The 17001-nt window shown below is 50.8% G+C and carries 13 protein-coding genes; 9 read left to right on the top strand and 4 right to left on the bottom strand.

Features of this window, described 5'->3' with window-relative positions; translation table 11 throughout:
* Positions 1-108: 108 nt before the first annotated feature.
* From MHN31_RS18870 to MHN31_RS18840, 7 genes are all read left to right on the top strand, one after another.
* Complete coding sequence (locus tag MHN31_RS18870; protein ID WP_138538116.1) at positions 109-1353, top strand: HlyD family efflux transporter periplasmic adaptor subunit; 1245 nt, start codon at positions 109-111, stop codon at positions 1351-1353.
* Positions 1354-1383: 30 nt separating this feature from the next.
* Complete coding sequence (locus MHN31_RS18865; RefSeq protein WP_194868564.1) at positions 1384-3528, top strand: peptidase domain-containing ABC transporter; 2145 nt, start codon at positions 1384-1386, stop codon at positions 3526-3528.
* 183 nt (positions 3529-3711) lie between these two features.
* Positions 3712-4926: a lanthionine synthetase C family protein gene (locus MHN31_RS18860; RefSeq protein WP_239445057.1), complete on the top strand. Its 1215-nt coding sequence runs from the start codon at positions 3712-3714 to the stop codon at positions 4924-4926.
* 10 nt (positions 4927-4936) lie between these two features.
* Positions 4937-8083, top strand: a complete 3147-nt coding sequence (locus tag MHN31_RS18855; RefSeq protein ID WP_239445056.1) for a lantibiotic dehydratase — start codon at positions 4937-4939, stop codon at positions 8081-8083.
* A 107-nt stretch (positions 8084-8190) separates the two neighbouring features.
* Entirely contained in the window at positions 8191-8733 is a 543-nt protein-coding gene (locus MHN31_RS18850; RefSeq protein ID WP_239445055.1) for a hypothetical protein, read from the top strand.
* 37 nt (positions 8734-8770) lie between these two features.
* Entirely contained in the window at positions 8771-9826 is a 1056-nt protein-coding gene (locus MHN31_RS18845; protein WP_239445054.1) for an AraC family transcriptional regulator, read from the top strand.
* An 87-nt stretch (positions 9827-9913) separates the two neighbouring features.
* Positions 9914-11680: a hypothetical protein gene (locus tag MHN31_RS18840; protein WP_239445053.1), complete on the top strand. Its 1767-nt coding sequence runs from the start codon at positions 9914-9916 to the stop codon at positions 11678-11680.
* Here the strand turns inward: MHN31_RS18840 and MHN31_RS18835 are convergent.
* Entirely contained in the window at positions 11614-12918 is a 1305-nt protein-coding gene (locus tag MHN31_RS18835; protein ID WP_239445052.1) for a serine hydrolase domain-containing protein, read from the bottom strand. The two genes, MHN31_RS18840 and MHN31_RS18835, sit on opposite strands and share 67 nt — an antisense overlap.
* A 287-nt stretch (positions 12919-13205) precedes the next feature.
* Here MHN31_RS18835 and MHN31_RS18830 point away from each other — a divergent pair, with 287 nt between their 5' ends.
* Together MHN31_RS18830 and thpR are read left to right on the top strand one after the other, a co-directional pair.
* Positions 13206-13934 carry a helix-turn-helix transcriptional regulator gene (locus MHN31_RS18830; protein WP_239445051.1) on the top strand — a complete coding sequence of 243 codons (729 nt, stop codon included), beginning with the start codon at positions 13206-13208 and terminating at the stop codon, positions 13932-13934.
* Between the two features lie 74 nt (positions 13935-14008).
* On the top strand, positions 14009-14539 hold the full coding sequence (gene thpR, locus MHN31_RS18825) for an RNA 2',3'-cyclic phosphodiesterase (protein ID WP_239445050.1): 531 nt from the start codon (positions 14009-14011) through the stop codon (positions 14537-14539).
* Here the strand turns inward: thpR and MHN31_RS24415 are convergent.
* From MHN31_RS24415 to MHN31_RS18810, 3 genes are read right to left on the bottom strand one after another with little or no spacing between them, the layout of a single operon-like run.
* Positions 14505-15557: a helix-turn-helix domain-containing protein gene (locus tag MHN31_RS24415; protein ID WP_239445049.1), complete on the bottom strand. Its 1053-nt coding sequence runs from the start codon at positions 15555-15557 to the stop codon at positions 14505-14507. The two genes, thpR and MHN31_RS24415, sit on opposite strands and share 35 nt — an antisense overlap.
* Complete coding sequence (locus MHN31_RS18815; protein WP_239445048.1) at positions 15545-16201, bottom strand: hypothetical protein; 657 nt, start codon at positions 16199-16201, stop codon at positions 15545-15547. The genes MHN31_RS24415 and MHN31_RS18815 overlap by 13 nt, the downstream gene beginning before the upstream one ends.
* 5 nt (positions 16202-16206) lie before the next feature.
* Positions 16207-16998: a hypothetical protein gene (locus MHN31_RS18810; RefSeq protein WP_239445047.1), complete on the bottom strand. Its 792-nt coding sequence runs from the start codon at positions 16996-16998 to the stop codon at positions 16207-16209.
* Positions 16999-17001 lie beyond the last annotated feature (3 nt).

Below are 17001 nucleotides of genomic sequence, written 5' to 3'. Positions count from 1 at the left end.
TTCCGACGTGCTTTCGTAGTTTCCTTTCTGCAGGTCAAAGTGGTACATTACGGAGAGTTAATTAAAATTTAACAATAAAAAACTTAAACAATCGGGTGTTAGTTAATTATGGAAAATCTCTTTAGAAAAGAAGTCTTAGAGAGTAAAAGACACCGGCTAGAAGGAGCTGTAAGTTTAGTTCAACCACCCGTGTTCAAGACACTGGCTTTACTTATCCTGATCGTCGTTGTTATTAGCATCATCTTTCTTGCCAGTGGCAGTTATGCGCGCAAAGAGCGGGTCTCTGGAGTCATCGAGCCCAATACCGGCGTACTTAAGCTGGTTGCCCCACAAACCGGCATTATTGCTGAAGTATTGGTGTCTGAAGGGGACCATGTGGAAGCGGATCAACCCTTATTACGGGTTGCGTCAGCGAAGCACAGCACTCAGTCACTGGAGCTTAATCAGGCACTGCTCAATCAATATAATTTTCAGTTGCGCAACTTGCAGCAGCAGATCATGCAGCAAAAACGTCAACAAGCGCTTGAACTGACTGAGCTCAGGCAACAAAAAGCCACTGCAGAAGCGCGTTTGAAAGAACTGGATAGCCAGGCGAGTACGTTCGAAAAGCGACTCCAGTTGAATCAGCAGATGGTGCGCCAGATCAGCACACTCAAAGGCACCGGTTATATTTCTGAACTGGAATTACAGCGACAAAAAGACACTTTGTTGTCATTACAACAGCAGGCATCCAGCATTCAGTCGGAGCGGCTGACATTGGCATCGCAAATCCAGCAATACGATACTGATTTGGAAAAACTGCCATTGCAGCACAATGAGCGTCTCAGCCAGCTGGAATCTCAACAGGCAGATCTGCAGATCCAGTTATCATCCGTTGAACAGCAACGTCTTGGAGAGCTGCGAGCACCGAAAGCCGGAGTGGTCACAGGCTTGCTGGGTAAGGTGGGTAAGAGTGTCAATGCAGGGCAAAACCTGCTGAGTATTTTGCCGCAAGGCAGCCAGATGCAGGCGATCATTTATGTGCCGACATCGTCATTTGGATTTATCAACCTCGGTCAGGAAACCAAACTGCGTTACCACGCCTTTCCATATGAGAAGTTTGGCATTTATAACGGCACCGTTGAGCAAGTCAGTAACAGTGTGATCCTGCCAGATGAAACCAGCACACCAGGTGTGATACAGCAACCCGCCTACCGGGTTGTGGTGGCGCTGGAAGCGCAGCAGATCACCGCTTATGGCAAGGAGACGCCGCTGCGGGCCGGGATGATGCTCGATGCCGATATCATTGTCGAAGAACGCTCTTTATTGCGTTGGTTATTTGATCCCGTGTTTAGTATTAAAGGACAGCTGTAGGCTGCAACTAAAAGAATAAAAAGGCTTTTTATGCACGTTGAAGACGAATCACCGGTACAGCAGTTACAGTTCTGGTCAAGGAAGTCACTGCCTGTCATTTTGCAATCTGAGGCCGCCGAATGTGGCCTTGCCAGTCTCGCTATGGTGGCCGCGTATCATGGCTATCACAGCGACCTCACCTCACTGAGGCAAAAGTTCAGTATTTCCATCGAGGGCGCAACCTTACTGGATATTATGCATTTTGCTGAAAAGTTGGAAATGAGTTCGCGTCCGCTGCGTATAGAACTCGAAGATCTTGATGCACTGCAAACACCCTGTATCCTGCACTGGGATATGAATCACTTTGTGGTGCTGAAAAAGGCCAACGAAAAACGCATCGTGATCCATGACCCTGCGTCGGGCGAGAAAACGTATACTATGGCGGAGGCGTCCAAGCATTTTACCGGCGTGGCACTTGAATTGACTCCGACCAAGAGTTTTGAAAAGAAAGAAAAGAAACCGAGTTTGCAGTTTTCGGATTTCTGGAGCCGCATCACCGGCCTGAAACGGTCACTGACGCTGATCTTTTTATTGTCTATTTTACTGCAAATTTTCACCCTCGCTGCCCCATATTATATTCAGCTGGTGATCGATGATGTGGTGTTAACCGGGGATACGAACTTATTAACTGTCTTGGCCACCGGTTTTTTCCTGGTGCTGGTATTTGAAATCGCCACCAATGCGCTGCGGGGTTTTACCTTGCTGCACTTTGGTAACCAGATGAATATTCAGCTCGGTGCAAACCTCTTCCATCATTTGGTGCGGCTGCCGATTTCGTATTTTGAAAAACGCCATATGGGTGACGTAGTGTCCCGTTTTGGCTCCTTGCAGCAGGTGAAGCAAATCCTCACCACTGGGGTGATCGAAGCCATAATTGACGGGCTGATGGCCATCATCACACTGGCCATGATCTTCTTTTACAGCCCCACTTTGTCGGCTGTGGTCTTAGCAGCGGTGGTGGCCTATGCCATTGTGCGCATTGCCATGTACCGACCGTTTCGCAATATCAGTGAGCAAGAAATCATGGCGCGTGCGGAAGAAAACTCCAATTTCATGGAAACCGTGCGGGGCATTCAGACGATCAAACTGTTTGGCTCAGAAGTAAAACGCGAAGGCCAGTGGCAAAACCGCTATGCCAATGCCATTAACCAGAGCATTCGTCTGGGTAACTTTCAGATTGGCTACGACGCCATCAACCGGGCGCTGTTTGGAATTGAGAACATACTGGTGGTGTATCTGGCGGCGCACTTAGTGCTGGATGGCGGTTTCAGTACCGGGATGTTGTTTGCGTTTATGTCGTATAAGCGCCAGTTTATGGACAAAACAGCGAACCTGATTGAGAAGCTCATTGAATTTAAAATGGTCGGGCTGCACTTTGACCGTATTGCTGATATCGCATTGACCGACAAGGAGATCCTCCAACCTGATCAAGTCAAACAGCATCAGGTAAAGGGTCAGATAGAGTTACGTGATATCAGCTTTTCTTATTCCGATGCGACCCCGAATGTACTGAACGATCTTAACCTGACCATCGAAGCGGGTGAGTCCGTGGCGATCACCGGCCCTTCTGGTTGTGGTAAATCGACCTTGCTGAAAATTATGCTGGGCCTGAATCTGCCAAAAAGTGGTGAGATACTGATTGACGGTGTGCCTATGGAACAGATCGGTGCGCGTCAGTATCGTCAGCAAATTGCGGCGGTGATGCAGGACGATGAACTTCTGTCTGGCTCTGTGGCGGATAACATCGCCTTTTTTGATACACCGATCGATATGGAACGGGTTGTATATTGTGCCCAACTTGCCGCGATCCATGATGATATCAGCCAGATGCCAATGAACTACGACAGTCTGATTGGAGACATGGGGTCAAGTCTGTCAGGGGGTCAGAAGCAGCGTATTATTCTGGCGCGTGCTTTGTATAAACAGCCCAAAATTCTGTTTATGGACGAAGCAACCAGTCACCTGGATACAAACCTGGAGTCAGACATCAATGAAGCGGTGTCGCGCCTGGATATCACCCGGGTGATTATTGCGCATCGTAAAGAAACCATTGCGTCAGCTGATCGGGAAGTCAGGCTGAAGAAGCCAGATATACCGGATCCCTATGCACAGGAGGAAGAATCTGTGTGTGAATAACGCCCCGCGGTATTGTTTTCAATATGTAAAAATTATGAGTGCTTGCAGTTGAGCAGGCGGATATTTTAGGTTAACGTCAAAGAAGGTTCCACAGGTACAAACGAGTAAGCATGCATTACGGGTGCATGCTTATCGGCGCGGGCACGATAACAATAACGAAAGACGAATAGATTAAGGATGAACATGGCTGAGCAATTTTCACTGTCGACGCAGCAGCGCGACACCATCAACACCCTTCTTGCAATTATCACAGACAAAGTCAGTACCAGCGTACGAGACGCCAATTTACCTCATGGCTTGCTGAGTGGGTTAGCTGGTCAATTGCTGTTTTTATATAAAGCCTATGAGTACGATGCAAACCTGGTCGACGAAGCACTGTTTACTGAGAAGCTGGAAGCGCTCCAGGAAGGGTTGGATCAGCAGAGTTTTGAGTTGAGTAATGGTCTGGCGGGGCAAGCCTGGCTGCTGGAATACTTGAATCAGGCCGATCCAGAAAATTACGATCCAGAGCTGCTGGAAGAAGTCGACGAACTATTTCGTGAATCACTGGATCATCAACCTTGGCAGGGTGAAATTGAAATGGTACTCGGACTGTCCGGGTTTGCACCCTATGCCTCCCGTCGTACTAAGCAGTCTGATCAAACGGCCCTGTATGATGTGATTGTCAGCGGGTTAGAAAGCACAGCCACCCGGTTTGATAATGGCCATATTACCTGGTCACAACCACAAGAGTCAGTGTATCGCTTTAATAAAGATGAGCCCACCGAGCCCGAATATAACCTCGGCCTGGCACATGGTGTGCCCGGGATCATCGCGGCGCTGTTGCCCGCGGTGCAGATCCCGGCGTTAAAAGAGCGAGTGACAAACCTGTTGCTGGGCGCCTGTGATTGGCTGTTAGAGCAGCAAAGTACAGACTGTACCTCGCATTCGTGTTTTGGCTCCAGCGCAGGGGGCGAGCATCATTCACGCCTGGGTTGGTGTTATGGTGACCTGACCATTGCCATGACACTGGCGCGGGTTGGCCAGCAGCTGGATCGCCCGAGCTATGTTGAGCGAGCTCTCGAAATCGGCTTACATGCTGCCGGGCGCGATGAGCAGTCCGGTCATATTACCGACGCCGGCCTTTGTCATGGTTTTTATGGTATGGCGGTGATTTACCAGATCCTGAATCAACTCATGCCGCACCCACGTTTCGTTCAGGCAATGCAATACTGGGTTGATTATTCTCTTAGGCAATACACCGAGCGGGGTGTCGAATCTCTGTATTCGTACAACGGCTTAGATAAAGCATACAACGAAGATTTTGGTTTTCTGATGGGATATGCCGGCATAGGCCTGGCTTTAACCACTTTGTTTGATGACGACACAGGTTGGGTTGATTGTTTGTTAATGGCATAGGGAGTGAGTGATGTCTAAACAACTAAAAAGTGATAATTTTTTTGTAATTCGTACGCCTCGCCTGGGGCTGGAACAACTGGCACAGTTTGGGCAGGACAATACCGACACCAATGTGCTGCTGGCAGCCTGGCTGGCCACGCCCGGGGTCGAAGAAGCCATTTACCTGGCCAGTCCGTCTCTGCTTGAGCGGATTGAGCAGTGGCGTACCAAACCCGACTCGAAGCAGGGAAAAAAAGTGGCGCATGCGCTAATCAAATATATGGTTCGCATGTGCTCCCGGCCCACCCCATTTGGCCTGTTTTCCGGGATCCATCAGGGCAGCATTGCGCCGCAAACCGAACTGAACGTTGCTGAGTTAACGCAGGACAGCCGTAAAACCCGGCTCGACATGTTTTATCTCACTGCGCTGAAAGATCACTTTATCAAGCATGCCTCACGCTCAGATACGCTGACGTATAAGCCGAACTCTTCTCACTATTTTATTGCTGAGCAGTGTCGCTACATAGAAACTTACCTGTCTGAAGAGACCATGCAGTATCGACTGAGCGCGGTTGAAAGTGACGAGTACTTCCGTTTTGTGCTGGACGTCGCACGCGATGGCAAAAGCTTCAATGCCCTGGTGGCGCAGTTTTGTGCCGAATACGATGAAGCCGATCAGGAAGAAGTGGAAGCCTACATCCAGGACCTGATTGATGAGGGCGTGTTACTGGCTGATATCCCACTGCCGCTGACTGGTGAATCACCGGATCGCGCACTATTAAAATCCATCACCGCAATAAAAGAACTCGACACGGCGGATAAGCTCGCCACGGCACTGGCACAAATCGATACGCTGGATGCACAAAAAACCGGGGACATCGCGCCCTATAAGCAATTGCTGACTCATCTGCAAAGTCTGCCGGTGAAGGTACAGGAAAATAAGCTCTTCCAGAGTGATATATATCGGAGTTTTAATGACTGCCAGCTTGCAGAGCAGGAAGTCTTGCGCTTGCAAAAACAACTGGAACTGATCGCCGGTCTGAGTGTTTCTGAGCAGGGCAACTCGTTGAGTCAGTTTATGACCCAGTTTAATGCCCGTTTTGAAGGTCAGTTTGTCCCGCTTGATAAAATCCTCGACGACGAGTCCGGGATAGGCATCTCTACTGAAACCGGTTACGAGGCCCCTTTGGTGGCTGGACTAAATCTGGCCCGAGGCGGCTCTGCTCAGCAGACTATGCCGGAAGTCAGCGTGCTGGATGGCATTGTTGAAGATGCCCTGAGTCAGCCTCAAAATCGCGGTAAAGATTGTGTGGTATTGCGTGGCAAAGAACTGAAGCAAAAAATCACCAACAAAGAAGCTGTCGCTAAGTTCCCGTATTCATTCGCTATTATGGTGAGTCTGTATCAGGATGAACGTGGCAATCCGGTCAACAAGTTTAACGGCTGTTATGGTCCTTCTGCGGCCAATTTGCTGGGCCGTTTTTGTCATCTGGATGAGGGCCTTAAAAACAATGTGGTGGCACACCTGGCAGCCGAACAGGCGCACAGCGACGGGGTGATCTTTGCTGAAGTCGTGCACATGCCGGAAGGGCGTCCCGGTAATGTCATCGCGCGTCCGCACCTGCGCCAGTATGAAATTGTGTTCCTGGCCGACAGTGCACTGGATGATGAATATCAGATCCCTCTCAGTGATCTATATGTCTGGGTAGAGGGGCAGCAAGTCAAGCTCTGGAGTAAACGACTTAACAAACAGGTGGTGCCTCGATTGTCGAGCGCACATAACTACTCTGCTCGTAGCCTGAGTGCTTATAAGTTCCTGTGTATGTTACAACATCAGGATGGCAGACCACCGCAGTTTAAGTTGCCAGCCAGTCTGGAGCGGGCATCGTTCGTGCCACGCCTGATGCTGGATAACCTGATCCTGAGCGAAAAAACCTGGCGGATCGACAGAACTGAACTGGAAGCCATCAGTAAAAAAGGTCAGTTCGATCGTGCTAAGCTGGATGCCTTACTGGCAACTTATCAGCTTGATCCGCAGGTCAGCTTTGCGATGTCTGACAATGTGTTACAGCTGGATTTACGTAACCCGGATATGTTTGCGATTTTATTGGCTGAGACAAAAGGCCATCGTCGGGTTGAGCTCAAAGAAGTGATCAGTCAGCATTTTCCCTCCAGAGTGGTCGATGCACAAGGCAATCATTACAGCAATGAAGTCATCATTCCTTTTTCCAACGAGTATGCGCCACCACATCGTCATTTCAGCGATGATCCATTAGGCAACATTACCGCAGCCCCGTTAAAGCGTCGCTTTAGTGCGGGATCTGAGTGGTTAAGCCTGAAGATATACTCGGGTAATTCGCTGGTTGAACAATTGCTCACGGAAGAATTGTTACCCATGATTGAGCAAAGTGGTGACCTCTACGACAAGTGGTTCTTTATTCGTTATGGCGATCCGGACTGGCATCTGCGTTTGCGTTTCCATGGTGACCCTGGGCTGTTATGCGGTCAGCTGTTGCCTAAACTAAATGCCCTGCTGGATCCCAAAGTTGAGAGCGGCGAGCTACATAAAGTCGAACTGATGACCTACGAGCGCGAAGTGGAGCGTTACGGCGGACCTGAATCCATGGCGTTGGTAGAGTCGCTGTTTATGTATGACAGTGAGCTGATCGCTAAAACCTGTGCCTTGATTGATGAGTACGGTGAGGATGTGCGCTGGCGTATGGCGTTGGCACACACCCATAAACTGCTGGATTTGTTTGAATACGATGAAGCGGGTCGGTTTGCGCTGATCAGCCAGTTACGCGACGGTTTTGGCAGAGAGTTTAATGAAACCAGTGCACTGCGTAAGCAGCTGGGGAATCGATATCGTGATTATGAAGCACAACTGGATAAAGATTTTGCGCTGCTGACTTTGCAGGTTGAGGCACAAGCGGATGAAGCGCAACAGGCGTTGTTTACTATCTTGTCGCAATGGGCGCTGGCAGCAGAGCCAGTAGTGACGGTCTTGAATCGTATGATCGATGAAGGCAAGCTCAATTGCACTAAAGATACGTTACTGGGGTCGTTACTGCATATGCACAATAACCGGATGTTCAAGGCCTATGGTCGTGAGCAAGAGCTGGTGATCCACGATATGCTGCGTCGTAAGTACTTTTCTGCCGATAAAAAAGCCGATTAAGCAATTAAGAGACAAAAGCGCACCTTGAGGGCCACTTTAGGGGCGCTTTTTGTGTTTTCAGGGTCCATTGGCTACTTTTTAGTAAAATCACAACAAAGGACGACCTCATGACGCGTATCATAAAGTACTGGATCTATACCCTGGCACTGGGCTTGTGCAGCCTATCTGGACTGGCAGCAGACGATCCCCCCAAGCTGCTCGCTCAAGAGCTGGCGGTCTTTCAGCCTTTCCTTGGGACCTGGCAGGCCGATTTCGCGGTGCCGGCAGGCCAGCCGCCGATGCGTGATATCAGTCGCTGGGAGCGCGCGCTGAATGGTACGGCTGTGCGTACTTTGCATTCTATTAATGCGGGTATGTATGGTGGGGAGTCTCTGATTTTCTGGGATAAGAGTAAAAGCGCCCTGGTTTTTTACTATTTCACCACCGCCGGGTTTTATACGCAGGGGACGATAGACGTACTCAGTCCTACTGAGTTTGTGGCCGTTGAGGACGTGACCGGCAGCAAAGACGGCATTACTCAGGTAAAATCCATTAGTCGGTTTAAAGAGGGTCGCTTTACGGTATCCACCCAGTATCTCAAGCAGGGCACCTGGACTGAGCCGGAGCAGCGTACCTATGTGCGCAGCAACGAGACAGTACAGTTTAAATAACTGTGAAGTAAATCATAACAATAATAAAGAGTTAAACATGCTCACCCCGCTTAGTATTTCAGGGCTGACTTTGTTTCAGGTGATCTTTGCCTGGCAAATGTGCTTTGCCGCCATACTCGTGTGGCAAAACCCGAAAAGCCGTTGCCTGGTGCTCTTTTTTGTATTTCAGGCCTTACTCTGTGTTGCCAACGTGCTTGAAAGTGCTGGTTATTCGTTGGCAGGGTATGTCATTACCCCGGCTTTTACTGTGGCCATGGGGCCAGTCTGGTATCTCAGTGTCCGAACATTGGTGGGGGCATCTGGAAGTGGCCTGCAGTCTGGCCGTCATTTACTGCTTCCGTTAGCTTCGCTGGGCCTGACCGACTTTGTTCAGCCGCTTATTGCACTGGGGAGCGTAATGCTACTGTGCTATCTGGTGGCGTCTTTGAAGCTGCTGCGTGACTATCGTGACACGGTGTATCAGGTACATGCTGACGCACCTACGGTTGGCCTGAGCTGGCTGACCTGGTTGCTCGGCGGTTATGTTGTACTGAGTCTGACTGATTTTGTGCGCATGAATGTTCAGCCCATAACGCCTATGCCATGGAAAGCCTACTGGTATTTTGCGCATGAGGTGGGCTTCTTTGGCATTTTGTCCCTGTTGCTGGTGGGGGTGATAAAGCAGCCGCACTTTTTTAATCGTCTGGCACAGTATCAGGCACTGAGTCAGCCCGAAGAAGCGGCCCAGGACAAGCAGTTAGCCCAGTCGATATTTGAAGCAGTGGATGCACAAATAAGGGAGCAGGCATTATTTTGTCAGCCAAGACTGAGTATTCAGCACATTGCGGATCAGCTATCACTGGGTGTTAAGCAGGTTTCGTGGGCGATTAATTCGGTCTCGAATAATAACTTTTCTAATTATATCAATGAAATCAGGCTTGAGCAGATAGAGGAACAGTTGGCCGATCCGGCGTACGCTGAGGTCTCGATACTCAGCATTGCGATGGACAATGGGTTTAATGCCAAGTCGACCTTCAATCAGGCCTTCAAAGCACGCACGGGCATGACGCCCACCCGGTATCGTACGCATTGTCGTGTACAGTCAACGGTCTGATTAACCTGACACGTACAGAATCCGGATCCTGAACGAATAAAAGTAATTTTTTCAATACATTGGTTCTCAGATTAGAAGGAGAACCAAATGTATAAAGTCATTTTTGGACTACTTGGACTCATCGTATTGAGTGGTCAGCAATCACAGGCAACGCCATCGCGAGGCACACCCGGGTATCATAACGATGCGTATCAGATCCCGGTTTTGCCCAATCAGGTGCGCGATCCGGTTGGCTATTACCATAGTAAAGAGCAGCTGTTCACGCTGGTTGAGCAGGAAAACTGGCCTGCGGTCGTTAAATTGGCCACCACGCTGACCGAAGACTACCAAAACGATGGGGTCACCTGGTATTTACTGAGCCTGGGTTATCGGCAGCAACAACGCTGGCAGGACGCCATTGCGCCCCTCAAAAAGGCATTGCAGTTGGGCGTGCGGCTGCAACGTTTGCCTAAATGGCATGATAACCCCAATGATATGATGATGACCCTGGCGGAACTCTATGGTGCGCTCAAAGACAAGCACAATGCCATGATGTGGCTGGAGCGAGCGCTCCAGGCGCGCTGGGATGATAAACCTTCGCTAACGGGCCGCGGTGTGTTTAGTCGCAAGCCGAATCCTCATTTTGCTGCATTTGCACAGGACGCCGACTTTCGCCGGTTAGTGGGAGCAGAGCCCACAGCGGAGTCGGACAGAGATGCACGCTGGCGCTATGATCTGCATTATCTGGCCGCAGAGATCCGGCGTTTACATGTATCGGCCTTCCATCGCATGAGTGAGCAGGCCTTTGCGCACAAAGTGGCGCAAATTGATAAGCGCATTCCCGCTTTGCGCGATCAGCAAATTGTGTTTGAGCTGATGCAGCTGCTCGGCATGCTGGAAAATGGCCACAACTTTATCATTCCGGCATGGGGCAAAGTGGGTAATTATCAGCAGTTGCCCGTGCAGTTTTATCTGTTTGAGGAAGGGCTGTTTATTGTGGCGGCCGACGCAGAGTATCAGCATCTTGTCGGCATGCAGGTTTTGACCATAGGCAACACACCTGCGTTACAGGCGTTGGCGAAAACGGGAGAGGTCAATCCGCGAGACAACAATATGCAGCAAGCCTGGCTGGGGCCCTACTATTTGAGTCTTGCCCCGGTATTACAAGGGCTGGGGATCATTGAACAGACCAATGAAATCGCACTGACAGTCAGAGGCCAGGATCAGCAAGCACAGCAACAGATACTGACCCCGCGAGCTATGCAGTTCAATGGCTTTCCTAAATTACCACGCCAGCATCCGCACTCAGGCCCTTACTGGTCAAAACTATTGCCTGCTCACAAGGCGCTGTATGTGAACTTTAATGCGGTGCATGAACGCCAGGATATGTCGCTGGATGTCTTTAATCAGCAACTGCGTGAGCGCTTGCTGGCCGGGCAAGCCGAACACTTTATATTGGATCTGCGCGATAACAGCGGGGGAAATGGCTTTTTGTTGCCCAGTACCATCGCCACAGCGGTGCTGTTTGAGGCGCTCAAACCAGGTGGCAAGTTGATGATCCTGGCAGGGCGTAATACTTTTTCGGCTGGCCATGATCTGCTAATGGGGATCGATAAGCTGACCAGCGCTATTGTGGTTGGCGAACCCTCAGGTACTCGGCCTAATGCCATCGGCGAAGCAGGCTGGTTTACTTTACCCTACAGTGGCCAAATAGGGGTGATCTCGTCGCAATTTCATCAACAGGGAGCAGCAGAGGACAGCCGGGTATGGGTGGCGCCTGACCTGCCAGTTGCTCTGATGGCAAAGGACTATTTTGCCGGTAAAGACGCAGTACTGGAGGCTGCGCTGACAAGCTTATCGGGTACATCACGCTGAGTTTGCGCTGTTAGCTGCACATAAGCGTCAGCCAGTAACAATGACGCCTGGCCAAAAGTTCTGAACGGTTTGGTTTTGCTGTTGATATTGACCGCCACGCTGAGCTGATGCTCAGGCACCACAATCAACATACTTTGTGATCCGCGTGATACGCCGCCGTGGTGGTAGTAGGTAAATAATGGCGTATCGCCAGGCTGGTACTCATGACGGCGCCACCCCAGTGCATAGTTTTGCGGATTCACCTTGCCGTGATTAAGGCGCTGTGGTGTCCAGAGCTGAGCACGTACATCGGTGTGTAAGTAGCTGGGGTCCAGATAACCACTGCCCAGCCGCACCAGATCGCTCGGTGTGCTGATCAAACCGCCACCGGCCAGGCGATGGCTGAGATTCACTGTGCGCCACGGAATATACTGCGTATCTTGCCCACGACGATTAAAGTAAAAGGTGGCCAGCTTGTCAGCGGTCGACTCAGCGCCACTGCGTGTCATACCCAGTGGCCTGAATATATGATGTTGCAATAAATCCAGGTACGGCCGTTGAGCATGCTGCGCCAGCACCGCGCTCAGCAGCACTGTGCCGTAACTGGAGTAATAAAAGGCGTCGCCCGGTACTGAGCGCAGCGGGCCTTCATCAAATAAGGCCACGGCATCCTGTACACGATCAAATTGATGAGTCAGGCTGAGCGAATGATAAAACCCCAGTAAGTCTTCGTTGCCTTTGTAATGAGGCAATCCGGCGCTGTGCGATGCCAGGTGGCGCGCCGTAATATCTCGCCATGCCGGATTCGGGAGCGGCGTCAGGCTGTCGCTTAGGGGAGTATCCAATTGAAAGCCCTGAGTTTGCATGAGTTTTGCCATCAATGTGGCGGTTACCGCTTTGGAGGTGCTGCCAATGCGAAACTGATGCTCTGGCGTCAGCGGTGTGCGTGTCGCAATATCGGCATAGCCCAAAGCGCCTTGCCAGATCAGCTGCCCCTGATAGGCCACGGCCGCCGAGATCCCAGGCGCATTACTGGCGGCCCGGACTGTGTTGAGTATTGCTTCGGCTTTGTTGGCGAAAATCGCATGCTCGGACGCATGATTTGCCTGATAGGGCAGCGGCCCTGCGGGCAGCGGTGTGGCTGAGGCCAGTACCGGTACTTTTTGCAGATTAAAAGCAAAAAACTGGTAAACGGGCCAGCCGAAATAGAGTAGTAGCGTAGTCAGCAGTAAGATCAGCACACTAATTAGGGATTTCATTTTCTTTCCTTAACGCAATAAGTTTATTTAACTATCTGATAAATATGCTTTTAAATCTTACTTAAAATGAAAAATGCTAGCCGAAATTAAAAATGACAGGTAAATGGTGCGATGTTGTGTGCAATGTCACGCGATTTTTTCGATAGTTTTCACCGGTTTTTCCTGGATCCTAAGTGGTTTGAGGCTGGTATGGTGCTGTATTCCTGCGTATGCTTGGATATTCATCTTGTCATTAATCCATGACTTACCAAGACTGGCCATAATTCTAACAACATAAGGACCTGGTCATGACACTCGGACAATACATCAAACAATTAAGACAACAGCAAGCATTGAGTCAGCCACAACTGGCAACGCAAATGGCGGTCGAGCAGAGTTATTTATCGAAACTGGAGAACGACCACTCCATACCGTCTAATGACGTGTTCAGAAAACTGCTGGCAGCACTTCAACTGGATCTGGACAGCTTTATGGCAGGGCTAACTGAGCAAGGAGACAGACAGAATCTCACGCAGATCCCGGATATTGAGGCCTGGTATCAGAATCTGGATAAGCACCGGCTGGCGCGCAGACGCAGTTGGCTGATAACGGCACTGGTGTGTATTTCACTGGGCTGTGCGCTGTTTTACAGTGGCTATCGGACTATTTTTCTGCCGGAGCATCAGTACGAGTACTTTTCTCATGGTGAACTGCGCGAGGGAGAGCCGCTGGATCTTTATACCCGCTGGTCGCGCTATGTCAGTGAAACTGAAATAGCAAGTCGGGAAGACTTTGACGCAATGCGGTTAATGTACCAAAAACGTCAGGCACCAGAATTGTTTTTCAGTTTTGAGTATCGCGGCAGTGCCTTTGTACAACCGGTAGAAAATGGACGCCGCTACTTTGAACTAAAGGCAGATCAAGAGCGCAGTGTGCCGCGTGCAGGCAATGCCTGGATGCAGTTTATCGGCATGGTGTTGTTCGTTGCCGGCCTGCTTGGCCTGTTTATTGAGCGACGCTATGCCCGCGCACAGTAACTGTCCGATGGACGCATGAGGTTGGGAAAAAACCGGTATTGAGCGATACTCAGGTTAACAACCGGGAGTAACGTATGACAAAACGCCTGTTTTTTGGCATTGAAGTAGATGAGCCCGGTCAGGCGCAGATTGCTGCCTGGCTGCGGACACAAGTGAGTGCCAGCAAAGCCCCAACTAAGCAGGAAAACTGGCACCTGACCTTGGCTTTCTTAGGCCAGGTTGAGGCGCAGCACGACGCAGAGTTGGTGGCGTTTGCCCGCCAATTGCAGGTTCCTGAATTTACGCTCACCTTTGCCCATACGGGCTACTGGTCGGGCAATGGGATTTTCTATTTACGCCCCGAGCCGGTGCCATCACAGCTGCGTGCGCTGGCTGAGCCGCTACGGGCTTTAGGTACTGAGCTAGGGCTGCATCGCGATCGCTTGCCTTTCTCGCCGCACATTACCTTATTTCGCGGTCACAAAACTGAGCCTGTGGTGCATGCGCCAATGACCCCGTTGATATTGTCGGTTACGCAGTTTCATCTTTATCATTCATATCGTTGTGATACCCGGGGGCTGCTCTATCAGCCTATAGAGTCTTTTCGCTTATCTGCGGCTGATTAAGGGCTTGCTTGCGGTATTCCCCCGGGGTGAGCTGATAAAACTGCTTGAAAGCGCGATTAAACGGGCCGATCGAATTGAACCCAGCCTCGTAGGCGATGCTCAGAATGGCTGTGCGGGCCTGTGTCACATCTCGCAGTTGTTTAGCGGCATACGCCAGGCGATGCTGATTAACAAACTGTGAGAAGTTGTTGAAGCCAAGCTGTTGATTGATAAGCACACGCAACTGGTGAGGCGGGATCGCCAGGCGCTCGGCAAGGGTCCCTATGGTCAGTTCTGGCTCACGATAGATGCCCTGTTCAAGCAAGGTATTCAGCGCCTGATAGGTACTTTGCCATTTTACCGGGACTGGCTGGGTGTCAGCCTGTGCATGTACCTGGCGAGAGGTGCGTGACGGACGTGACAGACAGGTCACCAACAGCAATAAACAAAACACCAGGATAGCATTCGCCAGCAAGAAGAGCGGGTCGCGCCGGATCAGGCTGGCGCTGAGCTCAAACCCGACCAGCAACAAGCAGTGTAGCAGGGCAAAGGTCGCTAAAATTAACCTCAGGTGACGGCGGTGATTGACCAGATCATCATTAAAATTAGCCAGGCAATAATACAAAGTGGCACACATCGCCAGCGCACTGAGCAAATGCATCACCGTATGCCAATGGGTATCGCTGCCGTAGAGCAGGAAGACGCTGCTACTGGCCAGCAGGGATCCGCCAAGCAACCAGCGCCCCCAGGATTTGTTCAGCCAACATGGAACGCGTTGGTTGATCAGGTACCAGGCCGATGCACAGAGCATCAGTGGCAATAGTTCGGTCCCCGCGAGAAACAGGTTACGCAGTGGATTAAAGCGCCATTCGGGCAGTGGCTGAGTGAGGAGTAAAAACAGGCTCAGGCAGAGTGCCAGTGCCGTGCTGAGGCAGCGCTCAGCCTGGTTCAACCTTGGCCAGTTAAACAGCATCAGGGCAAGCAGCAATCCGATGGCATTAAAACGGAAAAACAGATCGGCCAGCGTCACGAGCGGCACAGCTTGCTCCACAACCGGCGGAACAGCCTGGCTATCAGGTTATCGCTGCTGGCAGCTTGTATAAACAACTGCCGGGTGGCCTGATTACGTGCTTTACTCACGTGTTTACGTGCGCATTCATCCGCCGCCTGTCGCCAGTCTTCTCGTTTCAAGGCAGCCAAGAGTTTGGGCCAGCGGCTGCTGAGGTTGGGTGTACCCAGGTTATATGCCAGGTCCAGTAAAGCAAGCTGAACACTGTCCGGGAGTTGCTGATAGGCACGGATATAGCCATTTTTGGGACTAATCAGGCGCGCCAGTTCGTGCTCAAAAGCAGCGATCTGTTGCTCAAGCAGGCGCATACTCTCACTGTGTGGCAGGTGCAAAGTACAGTGTTGCGCATACCATCGGGCTGTTTTCCCTGCGGGCAGGCGTTTTAATGTGTTGTATTCTTGCTGTTTTTGCGTTCGGCTGGCGGGTTTGTTGGTGCGTTTGTCCCGTAAGCTTAGCCGGGTAAAGGCATCCTGGCAGGTCACATGAAAGCCTACACCTATGGTGGGATTACCCCGGGTATCTAAATATAAGTGGTCGATCACACCTTCAAAGTGGCAAATGTGCCTCACGGCAGGTGATGACGTGCGATGTTTAGATAAAAGACGTTTTAACAAACCCGTTAATGCTCCACTGTGGATGAATTATCACGTTGCGCGAGTGTCAGCTTACCCGCGGTGCAATCGGAAACCGGGGATACATGCGAGTCGACTGTAGAAATATAGCACTGCTCAAGCAGTGAGCAATAACAGGTATAGACCTCGACTTGTTCAGACATGCTGTCGATTTTATCCCATAAGTGGTTGTTAAAATTACTTTTTTGCATGGTGAACAGAGGCAGAGAGGCGCCATCTGCAAGCAGCGAGTGCTCGGCCCGACTGGTAACGTACCAGCCAAATTTGGCCAGCATGTTAATGTCATTGTCATCCTGCTGCGCGCTGTCGAGTGCTTCACGATACGCACTGATATTACAGCAGGCATCAAACAGGGCGATGATGGAGTCGTAGGTCTGGCCCCGGTAATGGTATTGCACCCACTTTATCAGGGCCGGGCCGGTGCCCGAGTTGAGGATGCCTACGGTGATCCTGGGTCGTTCTGACTCGAGATCAAAGTTGCTGTAGTTGAATTGCAGCCAGGGCCAGGTTTCGGCTTCCAATTGCCGCTCTGCCGCGGCCACCTGCTCCTGTGCAGCTTTCGCCTGCATATAGGTGGCGTAAAAAGAGGCCGCTGAGATCAACATGGCACACAAGGCCAGCACCGTATTCATTTTGGAGCGAGACAGCCGCAGTTGCTTACCCTGAAAAAACCGCTTGGATTTGGGGTGATGAATCTCGTCCGGCTGGTCAGGATCTGGTAAAACCGTCACGTTTTGGTCGTCATGCTGAGTGCTTGATGTGGTTTCCTGTTGTGTCATGCG

This window comes from Pseudoalteromonas sp. McH1-42 (assembly GCF_022347845.1).
GTDB classification, from domain to species: Bacteria; Pseudomonadota; Gammaproteobacteria; order Enterobacterales; family Alteromonadaceae; genus Pseudoalteromonas; species Pseudoalteromonas rubra_D.
This window is presented reverse-complemented; position numbering and strand designations above follow the sequence as displayed.

What these genes read in the sequence shown, in the direction of transcription:
- MHN31_RS18870 (WP_138538116.1), top strand. Translation starts at nt 109, where the DNA reads ATGGAAAATCTCTTTAGAAAAGAAGTCTTAGAGAGTAAAAGACACCGG.
- MHN31_RS18865 (WP_194868564.1), top strand. Translation starts at nt 1,384, where the DNA reads ATGCACGTTGAAGACGAATCACCGGTACAGCAGTTACAGTTCTGGTCA.
- MHN31_RS18860 (WP_239445057.1), top strand. Translation starts at nt 3,712, where the DNA reads ATGGCTGAGCAATTTTCACTGTCGACGCAGCAGCGCGACACCATCAAC.
- MHN31_RS18855 (WP_239445056.1), top strand. Translation starts at nt 4,937, where the DNA reads ATGTCTAAACAACTAAAAAGTGATAATTTTTTTGTAATTCGTACGCCT.
- MHN31_RS18850 (WP_239445055.1), top strand. Translation starts at nt 8,191, where the DNA reads ATGACGCGTATCATAAAGTACTGGATCTATACCCTGGCACTGGGCTTG.
- MHN31_RS18845 (WP_239445054.1), top strand. Translation starts at nt 8,771, where the DNA reads ATGCTCACCCCGCTTAGTATTTCAGGGCTGACTTTGTTTCAGGTGATC.
- MHN31_RS18840 (WP_239445053.1), top strand. Translation starts at nt 9,914, where the DNA reads ATGTATAAAGTCATTTTTGGACTACTTGGACTCATCGTATTGAGTGGT.
- MHN31_RS18835 (WP_239445052.1), bottom strand. Translation starts at nt 12,918, where the DNA reads ATGAAATCCCTAATTAGTGTGCTGATCTTACTGCTGACTACGCTACTA.
- MHN31_RS18830 (WP_239445051.1), top strand. Translation starts at nt 13,206, where the DNA reads ATGACACTCGGACAATACATCAAACAATTAAGACAACAGCAAGCATTG.
- thpR (WP_239445050.1), top strand. Translation starts at nt 14,009, where the DNA reads ATGACAAAACGCCTGTTTTTTGGCATTGAAGTAGATGAGCCCGGTCAG.
- MHN31_RS18810 (WP_239445047.1), bottom strand. Translation starts at nt 16,998, where the DNA reads ATGACACAACAGGAAACCACATCAAGCACTCAGCATGACGACCAAAAC.